The 17,922-nt window shown below is 40.5% G+C and carries 17 protein-coding genes; 12 read left to right on the plus strand and 5 right to left on the minus strand.

Going from position 1 to position 17,922, the window contains the following annotated elements; genetic code table 11:
* Positions 1 to 151 precede the first annotated feature (151 nt).
* The 5 genes from BV902_RS26230 (at position 152) to BV902_RS26250 (ending at position 5,021) form a co-directional block, all read left to right on the plus strand.
* Positions 152 to 721, plus strand: coding sequence for a hypothetical protein (locus BV902_RS26230; protein WP_075994411.1), 570 nt, complete (start codon positions 152 to 154; stop codon positions 719 to 721).
* Between the two features lie 130 nt (positions 722 to 851).
* Positions 852 to 2,249 carry a class II fumarate hydratase gene (fumC, locus tag BV902_RS26235; RefSeq protein WP_075994412.1) on the plus strand — a complete coding sequence of 466 codons (1,398 nt, stop codon included), beginning with the start codon at positions 852 to 854 and terminating at the stop codon, positions 2,247 to 2,249.
* A gap of 105 nt (positions 2,250 to 2,354) precedes the next feature.
* Positions 2,355 to 2,786 (plus strand): fumarate hydratase, encoded by a 432-nt coding sequence (locus tag BV902_RS26240; RefSeq protein WP_227550058.1) that lies wholly within the window; start codon positions 2,355 to 2,357, stop codon positions 2,784 to 2,786.
* A 63-nt stretch (positions 2,787 to 2,849) separates the two neighbouring features.
* Positions 2,850 to 4,004 carry an MFS transporter gene (locus BV902_RS26245; RefSeq protein WP_075994414.1) on the plus strand — a complete coding sequence of 385 codons (1,155 nt, stop codon included), beginning with the start codon at positions 2,850 to 2,852 and terminating at the stop codon, positions 4,002 to 4,004.
* A 15-nt stretch (positions 4,005 to 4,019) separates the two neighbouring features.
* A complete protein-coding gene (locus tag BV902_RS26250; RefSeq protein WP_075994415.1) occupies positions 4,020 to 5,021 on the plus strand; it encodes an acyltransferase in 1,002 nt (333 codons plus the stop codon).
* Positions 5,022 to 5,042: 21 nt separating this feature from the next.
* Here BV902_RS26250 and BV902_RS26255 read toward each other — a convergent pair whose 3' ends face one another.
* On the minus strand, positions 5,043 to 5,507 hold the full coding sequence (locus BV902_RS26255; protein WP_075994998.1) for a copper resistance protein NlpE: 465 nt from the start codon (positions 5,505 to 5,507) through the stop codon (positions 5,043 to 5,045).
* A gap of 195 nt (positions 5,508 to 5,702) precedes the next feature.
* Positions 5,703 to 6,077 (minus strand): DUF3127 domain-containing protein, encoded by a 375-nt coding sequence (locus BV902_RS26260; protein ID WP_075994416.1) that lies wholly within the window; start codon positions 6,075 to 6,077, stop codon positions 5,703 to 5,705.
* Positions 6,078 to 6,154: 77 nt separating this feature from the next.
* Here BV902_RS26260 and BV902_RS26265 point away from each other — a divergent pair, with 77 nt between their 5' ends.
* From BV902_RS26265 to BV902_RS26295, 7 genes are all read left to right on the plus strand, one after another.
* The gene (locus tag BV902_RS26265) at positions 6,155 to 7,333 is read left to right on the plus strand and encodes a THUMP domain-containing class I SAM-dependent RNA methyltransferase (RefSeq protein WP_075994999.1); all 1,179 of its coding nucleotides are present in this window, start codon (positions 6,155 to 6,157) and stop codon (positions 7,331 to 7,333) included.
* Positions 7,326 to 7,973, plus strand: coding sequence for an HD domain-containing protein (locus BV902_RS26270; RefSeq protein ID WP_075994417.1), 648 nt, complete (start codon positions 7,326 to 7,328; stop codon positions 7,971 to 7,973). Before BV902_RS26265 ends, BV902_RS26270 begins: the two co-directional genes overlap by 8 nt.
* A 264-nt stretch (positions 7,974 to 8,237) precedes the next feature.
* On the plus strand, positions 8,238 to 9,005 hold the full coding sequence (locus tag BV902_RS26275; protein WP_075994418.1) for a glycerophosphodiester phosphodiesterase: 768 nt from the start codon (positions 8,238 to 8,240) through the stop codon (positions 9,003 to 9,005).
* Positions 9,006 to 9,107: 102 nt separating this feature from the next.
* Entirely contained in the window at positions 9,108 to 9,944 is an 837-nt protein-coding gene (locus tag BV902_RS26280) for an endonuclease/exonuclease/phosphatase family protein (protein ID WP_075994419.1), read from the plus strand.
* Positions 9,945 to 10,173: 229 nt separating this feature from the next.
* On the plus strand, positions 10,174 to 10,992 hold the full coding sequence (locus BV902_RS26285; protein WP_075994420.1) for a DUF4197 domain-containing protein: 819 nt from the start codon (positions 10,174 to 10,176) through the stop codon (positions 10,990 to 10,992).
* A gap of 347 nt (positions 10,993 to 11,339) precedes the next feature.
* Positions 11,340 to 12,602 carry a peptidase T gene (gene pepT, locus BV902_RS26290; RefSeq protein ID WP_075994421.1) on the plus strand — a complete coding sequence of 421 codons (1,263 nt, stop codon included), beginning with the start codon at positions 11,340 to 11,342 and terminating at the stop codon, positions 12,600 to 12,602.
* Positions 12,603 to 12,619: 17 nt separating this feature from the next.
* The gene (locus BV902_RS26295; RefSeq protein ID WP_075994422.1) at positions 12,620 to 13,183 is read left to right on the plus strand and encodes a nitroreductase family protein; all 564 of its coding nucleotides are present in this window, start codon (positions 12,620 to 12,622) and stop codon (positions 13,181 to 13,183) included.
* Positions 13,184 to 13,252: 69 nt separating this feature from the next.
* On the opposite strand, the gene BV902_RS26300 is transcribed toward BV902_RS26295, so the two are convergent.
* The 3 genes from BV902_RS26300 to BV902_RS26310 all read right to left on the minus strand — a co-directional run bounded on the left by BV902_RS26300 (position 13,253) and on the right by BV902_RS26310 (position 17,303).
* Positions 13,253 to 13,960, minus strand: coding sequence for a hypothetical protein (locus tag BV902_RS26300; RefSeq protein WP_075994423.1), 708 nt, complete (start codon positions 13,958 to 13,960; stop codon positions 13,253 to 13,255).
* Positions 13,950 to 14,498 (minus strand): RNA polymerase sigma factor, encoded by a 549-nt coding sequence (locus BV902_RS26305; protein ID WP_075994424.1) that lies wholly within the window; start codon positions 14,496 to 14,498, stop codon positions 13,950 to 13,952. Before BV902_RS26305 ends, BV902_RS26300 begins: the two co-directional genes overlap by 11 nt.
* Before the next feature lie 144 nt (positions 14,499 to 14,642).
* The gene (locus BV902_RS26310; protein ID WP_237241870.1) at positions 14,643 to 17,303 is read right to left on the minus strand and encodes a TonB-dependent receptor; all 2,661 of its coding nucleotides are present in this window, start codon (positions 17,301 to 17,303) and stop codon (positions 14,643 to 14,645) included.
* Positions 17,304 to 17,922: the final 619 nt, after the last annotated feature.

A 17,922-nucleotide genomic window follows, 5' to 3' on the forward strand; every position in this document is an offset into this window, starting at 1 on the left:
TCCATGATTAAAAGTCTTTATCAAAAATCATAACCAAACAGCTCGTAGGAGTGCCAAACATTTAATTACAATAGATGACAATGATCTCTATAATTTAACTTGCAAATTCGCGTAAATTTATCTTAGTTTGAATTGAAAAAGATTCCACTTTATGCACGAAATCGAACCTTATTACAATTGGCGGGACTATTACATTGCCGCTGAAGATGAACAATCCCCATTTTATGGTACAGTCTACAGCGAATTCGATTTTGACAAACAGATCTATAATTTTCTTTTGCACCCACAATGGGATGAATTCGGTTCGCTTACCTTATATCTGAAAATACTGTTTGTAGACTATGAGAAACAGTACTGTATTATCGAACTGATTGGTGAATGGAATGATGCAATCTACAATGACATCATGTTGCTCAAGCGAGAGATTATCGATGTATTGATCAGTCAAGGGATCAAGTATTTTATTCTAATCGGAGAGAATGTACTGAATTTTCATGCTTCAGACGACTCTTACTATGAGGAATGGTTTCAGGATATCGAGGACGGATGGATTGCGGGCATTGGTTTCCGTGAACATGTTATTGAAGAATTCCAGCAGCAAAATATAGATTATTACATTAATTTCGGTGGTACATTGAACGTGATTCCCTGGCGGACGTTAAAACCGAAACAGGTTTTCCACCATGTGAATGATTCCTTGACAAAACGTCTTGGTTTTTAAAACCTGCTTATTGTGTCTTTATGCTTTAATCCTTGTTCTTTACTGTATTATCCTGTAACTTTGTGAGTGATGTATAATGTGCTTTGCACATATGCTTTTAATTTTTACGTTTTACTTATACTTACATACTATGTCATTCAGAATTGAAAAAGACACAATGGGTGAAGTTCAAGTACCTGCAGACAAATACTGGGGTGCACAAACAGAGCGTTCACGCAACAACTTTAAAATCGGACCGGCAGCTTCAATGCCACACGAAATCGTCGCAGGCTTTGCTTATTTGAAAAAAGCAGCTGCTTATGCTAACCACGAGTTGGGGGTATTACCTGTAGAGAAACGTGATGCGATCGCTACAGTATGTGATGAGATCTTGGCGGGCAAATTGGATGATCAATTTCCATTGGTTATTTGGCAAACGGGCTCGGGTACACAATCCAATATGAATGTGAATGAGGTTGTAGCAAACCGTGCACAAGTATTGGCTGGACATAAAATTGGTGAAGGTGAACCTGTGTTAAAAGCAAATGATGATGTAAACAAATCACAATCATCTAACGATACTTTCCCTACAGGAATGCATATTGCGGCTTACAAAGCTGTTGCTGAAGTTACCATTCCAGGAGTTGAAAAATTGCGTGACACATTGGCGAAAAAAGCTGAGGAGTTTAAAAACGTAGTTAAAATTGGCCGTACGCACTTAATGGATGCTACCCCATTGACTCTAGGTCAAGAGATTTCAGGTTATGTCGCTCAATTGAACCATGGTCTGAAAGCTTTAAGAAATACACTTTCGCATTTGTCAGAACTTGCATTGGGTGGTACTGCTGTAGGTACAGGATTAAATACACCAAACGGCTATGACGTTGTCGTTGCTAAATATATCGCTGAATTTACTGGCCTACCTTTCGTAACCGCTGAAAATAAATTTGAGGCATTGGCTGCTCACGACGCAATCGTTGAAACACACGGTGCATTAAAGCAATTGGCTGTTTCATTAAATAAAATTGCAAACGATATCCGTATGTTGGCTTCTGGCCCACGTTCAGGTATCGGTGAAATCTTGATTCCTGAAAACGAACCAGGGTCATCGATTATGCCAGGTAAAGTTAATCCAACGCAATGTGAAGCATTGACAATGGTTGCGGCGCAAGTGATGGGTAATGATGTGGCTATTACAATTGGTGGAACGCAAGGTCACTACGAACTAAACGTGTTCAAACCATTGATGGCCGCAAACTTCTTGCAGTCTGCTCGCCTATTGGGTGATGCTTGTGTTTCATTTGAAGAGCACTGTGCAGCTGGTATTGAACCGAACTACAAACGCATCAAAGAATTGGTAGACAACTCATTGATGTTAGTAACGGCACTAAACACAAAAATTGGTTACTACAAATCAGCAGAAATCGCGCAAACAGCACATAAAAACGGCACTACGCTTAAAGAAGAAGCGGTACGCTTAGGTTATGTGACTCCTGAAGATTTCGATGCTTGGGTAAAACCAGAAGATATGGTTGGAAGTTTAAAATAAGCTGTGACTTTTATTTCAATAAAAAATATACGAACAAAGACATACCTATTGGCACTTGCCATAGGTATGTTTTTCTTTTTTACTGCCTGCAAATTCAATTCGGATATGCAGAACGAAGGCGCACCCTTTTTACAGGGAGAATGGGTCCAAGACAGTATTCCAGGACAACAGCAGATGATGCAGTATACCTTAACCGATTTCAAGTTTACCTGTGATTCTGTTTACGCGACCATGCACGTCAACAATAAGGTACAAACAATCCCGGATAGCTGTTACAAAAATGGATCCTGGACAGAACATGCAAAAGGTATTTATGTTTTGCGTGGAGACTCCATCATTGTCGATGGTATTTATACCAAAGAGAATGGCAAGCAGAAAATTTCAGGCTGCTATCTTTCCGGCCAGTATATCCCCCGCTTTAAAGTTGTTTATCATGCTGCGGATTCGGTGGTACTGGAAAGCAGATTAGATCAACGTCAGATCATCTTAAGAAAGACTAAAAATATTACTTGTGTCCCTCAAAAAAGGTATCAGTAATTTTTAGTACAATCTATTTATTATCTTCGTACCATTATCGTACAACCTCAACCTTAAAATACAATGAACAAAGGAATTATCGCTTTGGCATTTGGCGGACTTGCCATCGGAATGACCGAATTCACGATGATGGGTATCCTGCCTGATATTGCCAAAGATCTTCATATCGAGATCCCTACTGCCGCGCACCTAATTGCACTATACGCACTGGGTGTTGTTGTAGGTGCCCCAACATTAGTCCTATTTACGGGAAAATATCCGCCAAAGAAGGTATTACTTTTTTTAATGTTGCTCTTTTTTATTTTCAACGGACTATTTAGTATTGCTCCAGGTCAATTTTTGATCAGCCTCTCCCGTTTTATGGCGGGGCTTCCGCATGGTGCATTTTTTGGTGTTGGATCTGTTGTTGCTGCTCGGTTGGCACCAAAGGGAAAAGAAGCCCAGGCTATATCTATCATGTTTACAGGAATGACCATTGCCAATTTGGCTGGAGTACCGCTAGGAACCTACCTCGGCCATCATTATTCATGGCGTTTGACGTATGGTATCATCAGTGTATTGGGGTTAATCACTTTTGCAGCAATTTATGCTTGGATGCCAAAAATTGAAGCTTCCAAAGGGAATAATATCTTTAGCCAGCTCAACTTCTTCAACAAAAAAATTGCTTGGCTATTAATGGCTATTATCGCCATCGGTACCGGTGGACTTTTTGCATGGATCAGTTACATCGCACCTTTAGTGACCAATGTGTCGGGCATCGCTGCTGATCGTGTACCGTTGATTATGGTCCTGATCGGTGTCGGTATGTTTTTCGGGAATCTTATCGGCGGAAAACTGGCCGATACAATCTCCCCAACCAAAGCTGCGATCGCTAGTTTTTCCGCCATGGCACTATGCCTTGTGATGGTTTACTTTATATCGCCATTGGGCTGGACAGCTTATCCTTTGGCATTTATTACTGGACTGGTATCTTTTACTATTGGTTCGCCGACACAACTGATGTTAATCCGCGCTTCAAAAGAAGCTGCAACATTGGCTGCGGCAGGTGGCCAGGCTGCCTTTAACCTCGGCAATACCTTAGGTGCATTTTTAGGTGGAATTCCAATAACGTTGGGTTTAGCTTATAACACACCTTCGCTTGTTGGCGTGGGCATGGCGAGCATTGGCGCACTCCTAACCCTGCTGTATTTGAAAGCCTACGACAGTAAAAGTCAATAAAAACAGCATAATCAAATGGCGCGAACCAGTTATATCAGTGTACTACGTATTGTTGCGATATTCCTCGTTATATTGATTCATTCATCTTCGGGCTACCTAAACAGCAATGAATTTGAGTCATTCGACTGGAGTTATGCCAATTGGCTCAATAGCTTCTCGCGCTTTGCGGTACCCCTGTTTGTCATTATTTCAGGCGCTCTGCTGCTACAGAAAGATGAAAGTACGGGACAGTTTTATCGGAAACGTCTGTTAAAAATTGTCCCGCCCTTTCTTTTTTGGACGATCGTCTATCTTCTCTATTATTTTATTCGGTACATTGATTTTGACTATATTGGTTTTCCACAAGTTATTAACATTGTGTTAATTCGCTTAAAATCAGGAACGAATGCACACCTTTGGTATCTATACATGATACTTGGGCTCTACCTTGCAGTTCCTTTCATATGCAAAATTGTTGGCAACTGCAGTAAAAGGGAGCTTGAGATCTTTTTGGGATTGTGGTTTGCAGCGTTATTTTTTACGAATAAATGGTTCAATAGTTACCTACCTAATTTTGACCTGACCTTTTTCTCGGGGTATGCGGGCTACCTAGTCTTGGGGCATTATTTACGTAATTATCCAATCCAAATGGTCAAATTATCAAGTTTTACGTTTTTTCTGATCTGTTGTTTAATTACGGTTTCGGGGACATCGCATTTGAGTGTTTCTCGTGGAGAATTTGACCCGACACTTTACAACTATCTTTCGCCAAATATCGCATTGAGTGCAGGCTTTTTATTCATCTTCGTGCAAGGCCTTAAACTCCCAGAACAGCTCAACGCTTTCTGGGAATTTATTGACATTCACAGCTTTGGCATTTACTTATGCCATATTTTATTGCTGAATTATATTCATCCTTTACTTCCATTATCCACTTTGTGGAAAATCCCGGCAGCAACGGTTCTCACCCTGTTGGCGAGTGCCTTACTGACGTATCTTCTCCGAAAAGTTCCCTACGGTAAATACGTCAGCGGCTAATTCTGTTATCGGAGCTTCGTTTTACAGTTTCTCTCCTTCGACCTTATTGTACACATAGAGATGTGCATTGGGACCATCGATCGCATGGCCTTCCTGATCTAGTCCAATCAGCTTATTTTCACCGACCTTCAATTTCATATTTGTCTCTTTCCCTGTGAGATGAACAACGGATCCGTTGTCATGCCACATGACTTTGCCAGTATCTTCAACCTTGGTATTTTTATTAATATATTCACTGACGATGGCAAAGGTATTATCATTCTTTAAGGTGATATTGGTTTTGATACCTTCACAATCTGCACAGGGAATAGTAGCTTCATAGGTACCAGCCCAATCCAGTGAGTTTTGTGATGTATGGGCAGTATCTACTGCCGCAGTCTCATGTACTGAAGAATCTGCTGTAGCATGCGGACTCTCTTTTGAAGTTTGATTGCATGCACTTAGCGAAACTGCTGCTAAGCAAAGAAATAATACGGATAATTTCATATCTATTGTTTTTTGATGTACGACACCGTATAGCAAGCAATTTCAGCGCCAAGAAAAATCAGGTGCCATGCTGATGCTATGAAATAAAAAAGGCTTCTTGAAGAAGCCTTTTTTATTGTAAATAACTGGATTGTTTACAGTTCAAATAATCTATTGGCTACCGCAAAGGCGATAGTGCATAAAATCCTATTCAGATTAGAATGGTAGATCATCATCATCTGATGAACCAGCCAAATCTACAGGAGCAGGCATATCTGCGTAACCTGGAGAAGATGGTGCTGGAGCAGCATTACCCAATTTTGTTACACGCCATGCTACCAATGAATTGAAATAAGTTGTTACGCCATCTTTATTAGTCCAAGGACGACCACGAAGATTAAAAGATACTTCTACCTCTTCACCAATTGCTAGGTTATCAAAAATTGACGTTCTGTCTTGTGTTGATTCAAAACGGATATACTCAACAAATTGTGGGTTTTCGGCATAAGCTACAATCATATCGCGTTTTTTGAATGATTCTGTCACTTGTTGTGTCGCTCCTATCTCGTGTACTTTTCCTCTAATTTCCATAATCAAAAAAATAAATATTAAAGCGTAAAATTAAGCAATTTTTGAGGAAGAGTTTAATTAACTTTGTACAAAATATGATGGAAGTTTTCAACACCCCCAATAAAGTTATTATAACGTGCAATAAGCGCTTATCACCTTATTTGCAACAGGAAGTTAAAGAGTTAGGTTTTGACATTGTCAGGGCATTTCCTACAGGAGTAGAATTAAAGGTCAGTATAAACGATACGATCAAGCTCAATCTGAACCTGCGCACAGCATCTCAGATTTTGTATTCGTTAAAAGAGTTTACGGCCAATAATCCGACGGAGCTCTATGACGAATTGAGTCAAATCGCATGGGAAGAACTCATTCAATTTGACGGATACTTCTCTGTCAGCTCCAATGTGGACAATGAGACAATCAGCACACCATTATTTGCAAACGTCAAAGTTAAGGATGCAATCGTAGACCGTATCAAGGAAAAAAAGGGTATGCGCCCTAATTCAGGTCCGGACAATAATAAAGCGGTTGTGCACTTGTACTGGAAAGATGACCGTGCTGAAATTTTTCTAGATACCTCAGGTGAAACACTAGCGAAACATGGCTACCGGAAGATCCCGGGAAAAGCGCCAATGTTGGAAGCCCTGGCAGCCTCTACTATTATTGCATCCAAATGGGATGGTAATTCTCCTTTTGTGAACCCGATGTGTGGATCCGGAACCTTAGCTATTGAGGCAGCTCTGATTGCTACAAACAGAAAACCTGGATTATTACGCATGAACTATTCATTTATGCATTTCATAGGTTATGATGAAACAGTTTTCTTCCAGGAACGTCGCGTACTTAAAGATCAGATCAATAAAAAAGCGGCTCCGCAAATTATCGCAAGTGATATTTCGGAAGAGGCTATCAACGTCTCCAAGATGAACGCAAGAACTGCTGGTGTAGAGCAATTAATTTCATTTGAAGTATGCGATTTTGCCGAAACACACGTTCCTAAAGAAGGAGGTGTCATTTTATTCAATCCTGAATATGGTGAACGTTTGGGCACACACAGCAAGCTAGAAATTACCTATAAGCGTATGGGAGATTTCATGAAACAGGAATGCAAAGGTTATAGAGGCTATATATTTACTGGAAATCCAGATCTGGCAAAGAAAATCGGGTTGCGCGCATCCCGACGTATAGAATTTTATAATGGTAAATTAGATTGTAGATTATTAGAATACGAATTATACGAGGGTACTCGCGAAAAAACAAAAGTATTGTATGAATAACATTATTGAGCGCACAGTAGCATTTGTGCAAGACCGGTTGAAATTTGCAGAAGCAGGCCACGATTGGTCGCATATTCAACGCGTATGGAACAATACGAAGTTAATTTTAGAAGATGAAGAAGCAGATGTTATGGTGTGCGAATTGGCGGCGCTATTACATGACATCGCTGACAGTAAATTCCATGATGGCGACGAAACAATCGGCCCTCGTGTTGCCGGAGAGTTTTTGGCAAGTCTAGAAATTTCGCCTGAGATCATTGACCATGTCAAGAAAATCATCTTCAACATGTCTTTCAAAGCAAGTTTAGGTGAAGTTTCATTCCATTCAAAAGAGATGGAGATCGTGCAAGATGCTGACCGTCTAGATGCTATTGGCGCAATAGGTATTGCCCGCGCGTTTAGCTTTGGCGGAAACAAAGGCCGTGAGATGTATAATCCCAACGTTCCCGTTCAGGAATATAAGGATAAGGAAGCGTACAAGCATTCGGAAGCTCCTACAATCAATCACTTCTACGAAAAGCTACTATTGTTAAAGAATAAGATGAATACAGAAGCCGCGAAAAGAATCGCAGCGCATCGCCATGAATATATGCTCAGCTTCCTAGATGAGTTCATGGCCGAATGGAACGGTAAAAAATAAATTACACTTAACAATTCCTAAATATAAAAGTGGTACTTTAGATCTTGTACATCGAGATAAAAAGTACCACTTTTTTGTCCTATGTAAAATCAGCTTTTAAACAGCTTTGTAAGAAACGATCCTATCATTAGGGGTCGATTTTTTACCATAAACATCTTAATCGGTAATATAAATGCCCAAAAAGAGAAATAGAATAGGAATAAATCAACGAGTGAAACGTGCAAATTATGCCGTTGAAAACAAACACTCATACATAATTATCACATGAAAAAACATATTTTTAGCTGTCTGACACTGGCCATGGTGATCTCATCTTCAGCATTATTTGCACAAACTAAGGCCATTGCACATCGTGGCGTATGGAAAAACAGCCATCTTCCGCAAAATTCCATTGCTTCTTTAACAGCAGCCCACGACCTTAAGCTCTTCGGATCCGAATTTGATGTGCATTTGACCAAAGACAATATTCTTGTGGTCAACCATGATAATGATTTCTATGGTATCGATATTGCCACAGCAACGTACAAGGAGCTCTTAGAAAAGAAGCATCCTAACGGTGAGTCTATTCCCACCTTGGAAGAATATCTTAACGCTGGTAAAAAATTGAAAGGTTTACGTCTTATCCTTGAATTGAAAATCAATAAACTAGGCGTAGAGCGTACACTTGAAGCGACAACAAAAACGGTGGAAATGGTTATAAACTTGAAAGCAGAGAAAGTCACTGATTATATTTCCTTTAGCTTTGAGGCTTGTCAGAAGATTCACGAACTGGCGCCTAAGGCCAATATTCAATACCTCACAGGTGACAAAACTCCTGCTGAGGTGAAGGCTGCGGGAATAAATGGTTTGGATTATCACTTTTCGGTTTTCAAAAAGAATGCGACATGGCTGAAAGATGCACATCAACTTGGCATGAAAGTGAATGCGTGGACAGTAAACACAGAAGAGGAAATGACAAATCTAATTAATCAGAAAATTGATTTTATTACAACTGACGAACCTGAATTGTTGCTCCGTGTATTAAAGAAATAACAATACCGTTGAAATAATCATGGATCCTAATCAGTCGACCACTTACCAGGCCGACTTGATGAGCATGACCGTTTCAGTACCTTTTTAAAAACTAGATTCTAAATGAAAAAAAGTATTATTCTCGCTTTAGCGCTCTGTCTATCTTTTCTGTCTTATGCACAGGAATTTATTGCAGCCAGCTATAATATCCGTCAAAGAAATACCGTCGATGTTGACAACATGTGGAACGACCGTAAAGTTCCGCTAACCAATCTGATTAAATACCATGGCTTTGATATCTTTGGTATCCAAGAAGGTTTTTTTGATCAGGTTCAAGATCTTAAAAAGCTCCTTCCTGGATTTGATTATGTGGGTGTTGGTCGCGACGATGGTGCACAAGAGGGCGAGCACTCGGCTATTTATTACAATACAAATCGCTTTAAAGCAATAAAGAGCGGAACTTTCTGGCTTTCGGCAACAGATACCGAACACCCGAATAAAGGCTGGGATGCAGCACTACCGCGAATCTGTACCTGGGGTATTTTTGAAGACAAGGCCAACAAAAAACGCTTCATCTTCATGAACACGCACTTTGACCATATCGGACGTACTGCACGCACCGAGAGTGCCAAGTTGATTCTAGAAAAAGCAAAAGAGTTTGCCAAAGACCTACCTTTGATTTTAACCGGCGACTTCAATGTGGATGAAAAAGATGAGGCTTATTTCACATTAGCCAACAGCAAAGTAGTCACTGACGTACATGAACTGGCAACATTCAAATATGAACCCAATTCTTCCTTCAATGGCTGGGGCAAAAGCATCAGACCAACAGGCCGCATTGATCATATTTTTATTACCAAACCTTTCCAGGTTAAAAAATATGGTATCCTGACGGACACGTATATGAATAAATTCCCCTCAGATCACTTTCCAGTAGCAACGACGCTCTCCTGGAAATAATATCATGTTAATTACAACAACCCTATAACACAAACAGCAGGTTCGCTTAGAATCTGCTGTTTTATTTTGTGGGACAGCTTTTTATTTATACCGCATCAGGGATAGCGATTCAGCACGGTGTAGCGCATCTGCTACGATTCTTGACAATAGCTATGGTTCCTAGCAATTGCTTTAAACTTTCACATAAATTAACAGTCGATATGTTTAATTTTGACAGCAAAACAATAACATGATGAAATTTCCACTATTATATTGTACACTATTTGTCTCAGGACTACTTTACTCCAATGCAAGCGAAGCGCAGATTTTCAAGAAAATCAGTGAAACATTGACAAAAGCAAATCAGAGCCAAACCGACAGTACTAAAACGACGACAGCATCAAATACTAAAGCAACAGCATCAAAATCCAATACCTTGACGTCTTTATCCAACAAAGATGCTTCATTGGGGATCAAACAGGCTTTAAGCAATGGTTTAAATCTGAGTATCGAATCTTTAGCCAAGAAGGATGGTTTTTTGGGGGATGCGGCAGTAAAGATTTTGATGCCTGCCGAAGCACAGAAAGTAGAAAAAACACTTCGCGCTGTTGGTATGGGAAAATTATGCGATCAGTTTATACAGAGCATGAACAGAGCTGCTGAGGGAGCCGTTAAAGAGGCTGCCCCCGTATTTGTCAATGCACTTTCAAAGATGACAATTACAGATGCGACCAATATTCTTTTAGGCAGCAAAGAAGACGCCGCGACAACGTTTTTTAAAACAAATACATCGACAGAGTTAACGAACAAATTTAGTCCAGTTATCAAATCTGCCATGGGTACAAACAATGTGGACCAGTATTGGACACAATTGACTTCAGCTTATAACAACCTCCCTTTAGGCAATAAAGTGGAGACAAATCTTACTGCCTACGTTACGCAGAAAGCAATAGACGGCCTTTTCATCAAAGTTGCCGACCAGGAGTCAAAAATTAGACAGAACATAGGCGGCAGTAGAAATACCAATATTTTACAGAAAGTATTTGGTTACGCAGACGAAAAGAAATAGAGAACGATACAATAAAAAGAGGACCTGTCAACGATTTGATAGGTCTTTTTTTTGATGTGGGATCATCCAAGATTTCTTTTTCACATAGCTATGGGTAAAACTTACTGTTCAAAAGCGCTACTGCACATTATATGTAGCAACAAATTATAGATAACAATAAATTCCTTTCAGCGGGAATTGGGGTCGTGCCCCCTCCTATGAGTTTCAGTTATTGTCAGTTTGTTAACAAATAGAATTAAACCTGTGGTGTAGGGACAAATTGTTTGTAAATGCAACCAAATTAAATTGCAAATAAAAAGCAATTTATCTAAGTTTGACCACCCTTATCACATTAAGGCTATTAGAAAATGAGCACATTTGAGATCAACAACATAAGTGATTTTTCGGTATCCGAAAGATTTCAACGCTATGTACAGATTGACACACAATCTGATGCAAATTCACCAACATGTCCTTCTACGGAAAAGCAAAAGAACCTTGGAAAGTTACTTGTAGCTGAGTTGCTAGCATTGGGTATTTCAGACGCAGCAATGGATGAAAATGGATATATCTATGCAACTATTCCATCCAATACTGCAAAGCAAGTTCCTGTTATCTGCTTCTGTTCTCATATGGATACATCTCCGGACTCTTCTGGAAAAGATGTTAAACCACTGGTTCATCCTAATTATCAGGGCCAGGATCTTGTGCTTCCTGACGACAAGAGTATTATTATCAAATACGCCGAACATCCCGATCTAGCCAATCAAATTGGCAATGATATCATTACAGCGAGTGGCACCACTTTGTTGGGTGCAGATGACAAAGCAGGTGTGGCCGAAATCATGGATGCTGCCCGTTTATTGATGAAACATCCTGAAATCAAACATGGCGATATCAAAATTCTTTTCACACCAGATGAGGAGATTGGAAGAGGTGTTGATAAAGCAGATTTGAAACGTTTAGCAGCAGATTTTGCTTATACAATGGATGGCGAAAAAGCGGGAACCATTGAGGATGAAACATTTTCAGCGGATGGAGCTACATTAACTATTCATGGTGTATCCGTACATCCGGGCTTTGCTAAGGGTAAAATGCAAAGCGCCATCAAAATCGCCAGTGCGGTAATTGATGCACTACCAAAAGATCGACTTTCACCTGAAAGCACCAACAAAAAAGACGGCTTTGTACACCCCGTTCATATCAGTGGATCTGTGGAAAAAGCTGAAATTCAATTTATCGTACGCGACCACGTTACAGCCAATCTAAAGAAACATGAAGATGAGCTGAAAGGCATCGCAAAATCGATTGTCGAACAATATCCAAACTGCACCTATACTTTTGTCGTAAAAGAACAATACCGTAACATGAAAGAAGTGCTGGATCAGCATCCTGAAATTATGGAAATCGGTATGGAAGCCATCAACCGTGCAGGAATGGTGGCCGAAAGAAGAAGTATCCGCGGTGGAACAGATGGCTCCCGCCTTTCATTTATGGGCTTACCTTGTCCAAATATTTTTGCTGGAGGGCATGCTTTCCACGGAAAACAAGAGTGGGTAGCTGTACAAGATATGGAAAAAGCCGTCAAAACAATTTTGCATGTTGTATCTTTATGGGAAGAAAAAGCATAAAGGAAAAATAAATTATAATGAAAAACGACGTATTAAAAGCAATACACTACAGAAGATCCGTATTTCAAGCTTCCTTTACTGAAGAAGAAGTCAGTAAAGAAGATATCTTGAGTATCTTGGAAGCGGCCAATGCTGCTCCAACACACAAAAGAACACAACCTTGGCGTTTTGTGATCTTCCGCAAAGAAGGATTAGAACGTTTAGGCACTGAATTATCACGTATCTACAAATCGGTAACACCTACAGAGAAATATACTGAAGCAACTGAAATAACAATGGGCAAAAAAGCAACACAGTCAAACGTTGCCATTGCGATTGTTGTCAATTATACGGGTGAAGTTCCTGAATGGGAAGAATTAGCTTGTACAGCTGCTGCAGTTGAAAACATGTGGTTGGCTGCGCACTCGCTAAATATCGGTGGATACTGGGCGACTCCAGGTTTAATCAATCACTTGGGTGGTTTCTTAAATCTCGAGGAAAATCAAAAATGTATCGGTCTATTCTACTTAGGACACCACCAATCTGAGGCGCGTGAACCTAACCGTACACCCATTGCAGATAAAATTCGTTGGGAAGAATAAACTTTATATCCTCTCTTATAGAATAACAGCCCATTTATTACAAAATGGGCTGTTATTTAAAACCGATCTCTATTTCTTCTCAATTCCAAAACAATGCGGAGGTTTAATGACAGCTGCTTGTGCCGTATTATTTTCCGCTTTAACGGGGAAAACAATCTTTAAACGGCCTTTTGTTCCCTGCCATTTTGGTCCATTCTGTAGAAGGTGAACCGTTTCATTAAAGAGTAACTGATCGGGTTGCCCTTCGGCAGCAATATTGGTGGGCACTCCATTTTTGTCGATCGTAAAATTGACAATAATTTCGCCACCTCCTGCAGGCGCTACCGACTTCTGATTGAGGTACTGTTCAAAAATTTTCCATCCTTCACGGGGTGTTGCATCCCCCCCGTCCAGCAAAGGTTGAACAGATACCCTATTTTCAGGTTCACTTAATTCTACATCCGTTGTACGCTCAGCTTTGCCGCTAAAATGTTTAAAATATAGCAGGGCCAATAAAGTCACAAACAGTACACCTGCGGTAGCACCTATGGCCAAACGCTGCCATGTGAAATACTGGGCGTGTCTTGTTGCAACAGTATCTTCCACCCTACGATTGAGGCGTTGTTGCAATAGGCTCAATTGCCGGGCATCCACACCATTTTGTAATCGGTAACCATCGATGGCATCTTGTAAAAAGGGATCTTCCAACGCTTCACGTTCCAACTGAAACATCTCCTCTTTACTCATCAAACCATGGATGTAATTATGGATCCTTGATAATTGATAATTATTTTCCATTTTCTTTCCTTTCCATACAGATTTTCAGATTGCGCTTTCCATTTTGAATAGCACTTTTGACCTTATTCAAATCATATCCAGTCAAATCTGCAATATCTTTATAACATTTTTGCTCGAGATAGAACAAACGTACACATTCCTCTTGTTCGCGGTTTAAAGTTTGCATACAGCCTTCCAGTTTCTCGAAATCCTTTTCTTCCCACTTCGCTTCACTGGTATCATTTAGCTTTTGTTCGCTTTCAAACAAATTGTTTTCAATATCAACCTGCGTCGTCCGCTTATCCTTACGTAATTGCATAAGGCAATAATTTTTACTGTAAACGTGTAACCAGCTCTTAAAATTATCGACTTCATATTGACGAAGCTTCGGTATCAGCTCTTCAAATATCTGCATCACAGCATCCTGACTACGATCGGGATCCTGTAAGTATTTAAAGCACACACCATAAAGCAAAGACATATAGGGCGAATATAGTTTCCCCAGTGTAGACAAGTCACCGCTTGTTTTATAGTGTTGTAAAAGCTCTTTTTCGTTCATGCGCAAATCATTCACCTTAATGATGATTTAATATACAAATTTCCATATATAAAAAAAGGAGCTATTCAAAATTACCGAAAAAACAAAAACCGTCCCCATGATAAAATGGAGACGGTCGATAAGAATATACTATGAATTACGGATTTAATTCCCTTGTTTCCAATTGTATCGCAGTGTAACGCCGTAAGTCCTTGGATCTGCAACTACACCTGCGTATTGCCCATAACTTCCAGGTGCCGCCAGCAACTGCTCGTAGTAATCTTTATTTGTTAGATTTCTACTCCACACAAACACCGAAATACCATTCGATCCCCTGAATCCTAGCCTGGCGTTCAAGACCGAATAGGCATCAATATTTAGGTATTGGGATGGTGAAGAACTGGACGAAAATTTAGAACGGTGAAATAGGTCTGCACCTAAAAAGTAAGATCCATTAAGCCCGATCAGCTTACCGCTTTTATTCGCTTCGCCACCCAGCGACCAGGACCATTTGGAAACACCAGGAAGGACGCCACCAGAAATATCTTTAAAAGCCTGAGCTCCGCCAACCTCTTCTAAAGGGACAGGTGCATTGGTAAATTTGACATACTTGGCATCTGTATAGGCCAGTGCTCCATTCAATCGGAGAAAATGTCCGATGTTGATGTTTCCATCCAATTCAACACCCTTTACACGCACCTTCTCGGCATTGGCCAGATAACCACGGTTCACCCCTGGTTCAGGAGTCTGCACTTGGGTCTGGTAGTCTTTGATATCCGTTTGGTACACGGTCAGATTGAGCAGTGAATTGCGTGTTGGATTCGTCTTCACACCAATTTCCTTATGACGGACAGCCTCAGGTTTTACTTCGGCGAGATCCAGCAACACTGCTCCATTGGCTGTCGGCAATCCGCCGACGTTGATACCGACAGGTTTATAGCTGATGGAATACGTTGCGTAAGCATTTATCTTTGGATTGAAGCGATATCTTGCGGAGAGTTGACCAGAGAAATTGTCTGCATCCGCATTGACATCAAAAGTCTGATTGGTATATACACCGTTCTTTAAGGCAAGCAGGGCGGGATCTGAGGTCTGCAAACCACCATAGGTCTGCCTATCGTAGTTGGCCACCTTTTTATCGTAATTGTAGCGCAGCCCTGGGAGGATATGTAATTTTGGCGTCACAGCCCAATCAATCTGTGTATAGGCTGCCAAGCTTGTGCTTTTAATCCCGTAAACGGTCTTGATTCCAAAATTGTCAAATAATCCCGGTGTCTGCCACAAAGCACTGGTAGAGCTTTTTTGAAAACGCCAAAAGGCAGATCCTGTTTCTTCGGTATGTACGGGGTCTGTACCCAGATCCTGCCAAAGGCCAAATAAACCGACGACCCCGCTAACCTTTTCACTGATTTTTCCAGAGTATCTGAACTCCTGTGACCACTGGTTATGGACGGAATTACCTGCTGAAACGGTGTATACCGGAAGTCCTAAATAATCGCGGTCATTGAGCGGGACCCATGTCCATGTCCGCCACGCAGAGGTTGAGGTCAGTGTCCCTTCTCCAATCTTGATATCGGCATTCAATGCGACCCCACCCAATTTATTATCAGCTTTAGATTGCGTATCCAAATCTATCTTACGCTCGAAGGCACTTTTATAAGGCAACTCGTAGCCCAGATCTTTAATAATTGCATCAAATTGTCTATAGTCTGCACGCTGTGTTTTTACAACTCCGGCAACCGCCCAGCCGTAACCATCGGGTTTCTGTGATGAAACATCACCCGAAAGCACCAGTTTGATATTCTCGGTTGGGGTAAACAGCAATTGCCCTCTAAAGCCCAGGTTGTTGATATCATTGATCTTCCTATTGGTATGTACATTAAACAAGTTTCCATCCCGTTGTGTGCCAGAGAAAGAAGCTCTCGCAGCCAGGTTTTTGGCCAATGGCCCCGAGATTGAAGTCTTCGCCTGAATAAAACCTTGGTTTCCGTAGCTGACTTCCACATTGGCCTCTGGTGTGAATTGTGGTAAACGTGAGGTTATATTAAATGCACCTGCTGTTGTATTCTTTCCAAAGAGTGTACCTTGAGGTCCACGCAGCACCTCTATCTGGTCGATATCAATAAAGTCCAGCCAAGTCGCGGCAGGGCGGGCGATATATACACCATCAAGATAAAATCCTACACCAGGATCGATACCATCATTGGTGAGGCCATAAGTTGAGCCCAGTCCCCGGATATTAAGCGTCGTATTACGTGCATTCGATGCATATAACTGAACTGTAGGTACAAGCTCTTTTAGTCGATTAACATTAAATGCCCCTGCATCCTCCAATGCAGCGCCACGAATAATCGATACGGGAATCGGAACATCCTGTAACTGCTCCTTACGACGGCGTGCGGTGACCACTACTTGATCCAATGCTTCCAATCGTGGGGTAAGCTCAATCACTGCCGGAGAATGGTCCACCACGATATGACGGGTTTGATAACCAACAATGGATACAATCAATGAAAATGGCAATTTTTGTCCTGTTACAAACTGGAAAACGCCTTTACTGTCGGTTTTCACCTGGTGTGTAACAGCCTCCAACTGAACCGTTACGCCTTGCAGGGGCTCTTTTGTTACGGCGTCAATTACGGTACCTGTTAACGAGGCATTTATAATAGGTTTAGGGTTTTCTACTTGCGCGTAGGTATGGTAAGAACCTGTTAAAAGCAAGCTAAAAATGACGCTAATTCGAAAAATAGCATTTTTTTTCATAAATTTATTCAGTTTAATGGTGAATCTAAAACAAGTGCCAACGCCAATCGATACTTGCTTCATTGTTAAAACTTTGTAAAAGGGAAGCCTCGGCTTCCCTTTTCTAATATAAGAGAGTGTAAGAGAGAAATTTTAACAACACATTCGTTTCTTGTCACTTTTTAGGGTAACAACAGATCCTTCTACCGAAGCAACCAATAAACTTGTTTTTGGAGAGTAATTTTGTTTCATTCTTTTTATCTTGTTATTTTCTTTTATTTCCTGCTGCATAAACGAATCCGTATATGCACTTATCAGGCAGCAATTTCAAACAACTTTCATCACATTTCTTTTTTATAAAATCAATTTCATGGCTAGTTCGATTCATAATCAAGTCAGTCCTTTTTGCTCGCCTTCCTATTTACCTGTAAATCAGATAACGATACAAATATATAAATATTTTTTAAAAGACTACTAATTTGATAGATTTAATGATATTTTTTTTCAAAACCCAATTAAACCTTAACTAACAGCCATTTAGATCCAAAAAAAAGGCTATTCATAGTTCCCTCAGCATGAAAAAAATCGCGAAGGCAACCATCCTACACACCAACAATCCAGCGAAAATCAAGAAGCAAGCGATTTTATAAAAAACGAAGATCTGTGCTACGAATCAGAAAAAAAATCACTCATAACCCCTTGA

Origin of the sequence: Sphingobacterium sp. B29, assembly GCF_001952815.1 — a bacterium.
Lineage (GTDB): Bacteria > Bacteroidota > Bacteroidia > Sphingobacteriales > Sphingobacteriaceae > Sphingobacterium > Sphingobacterium siyangense.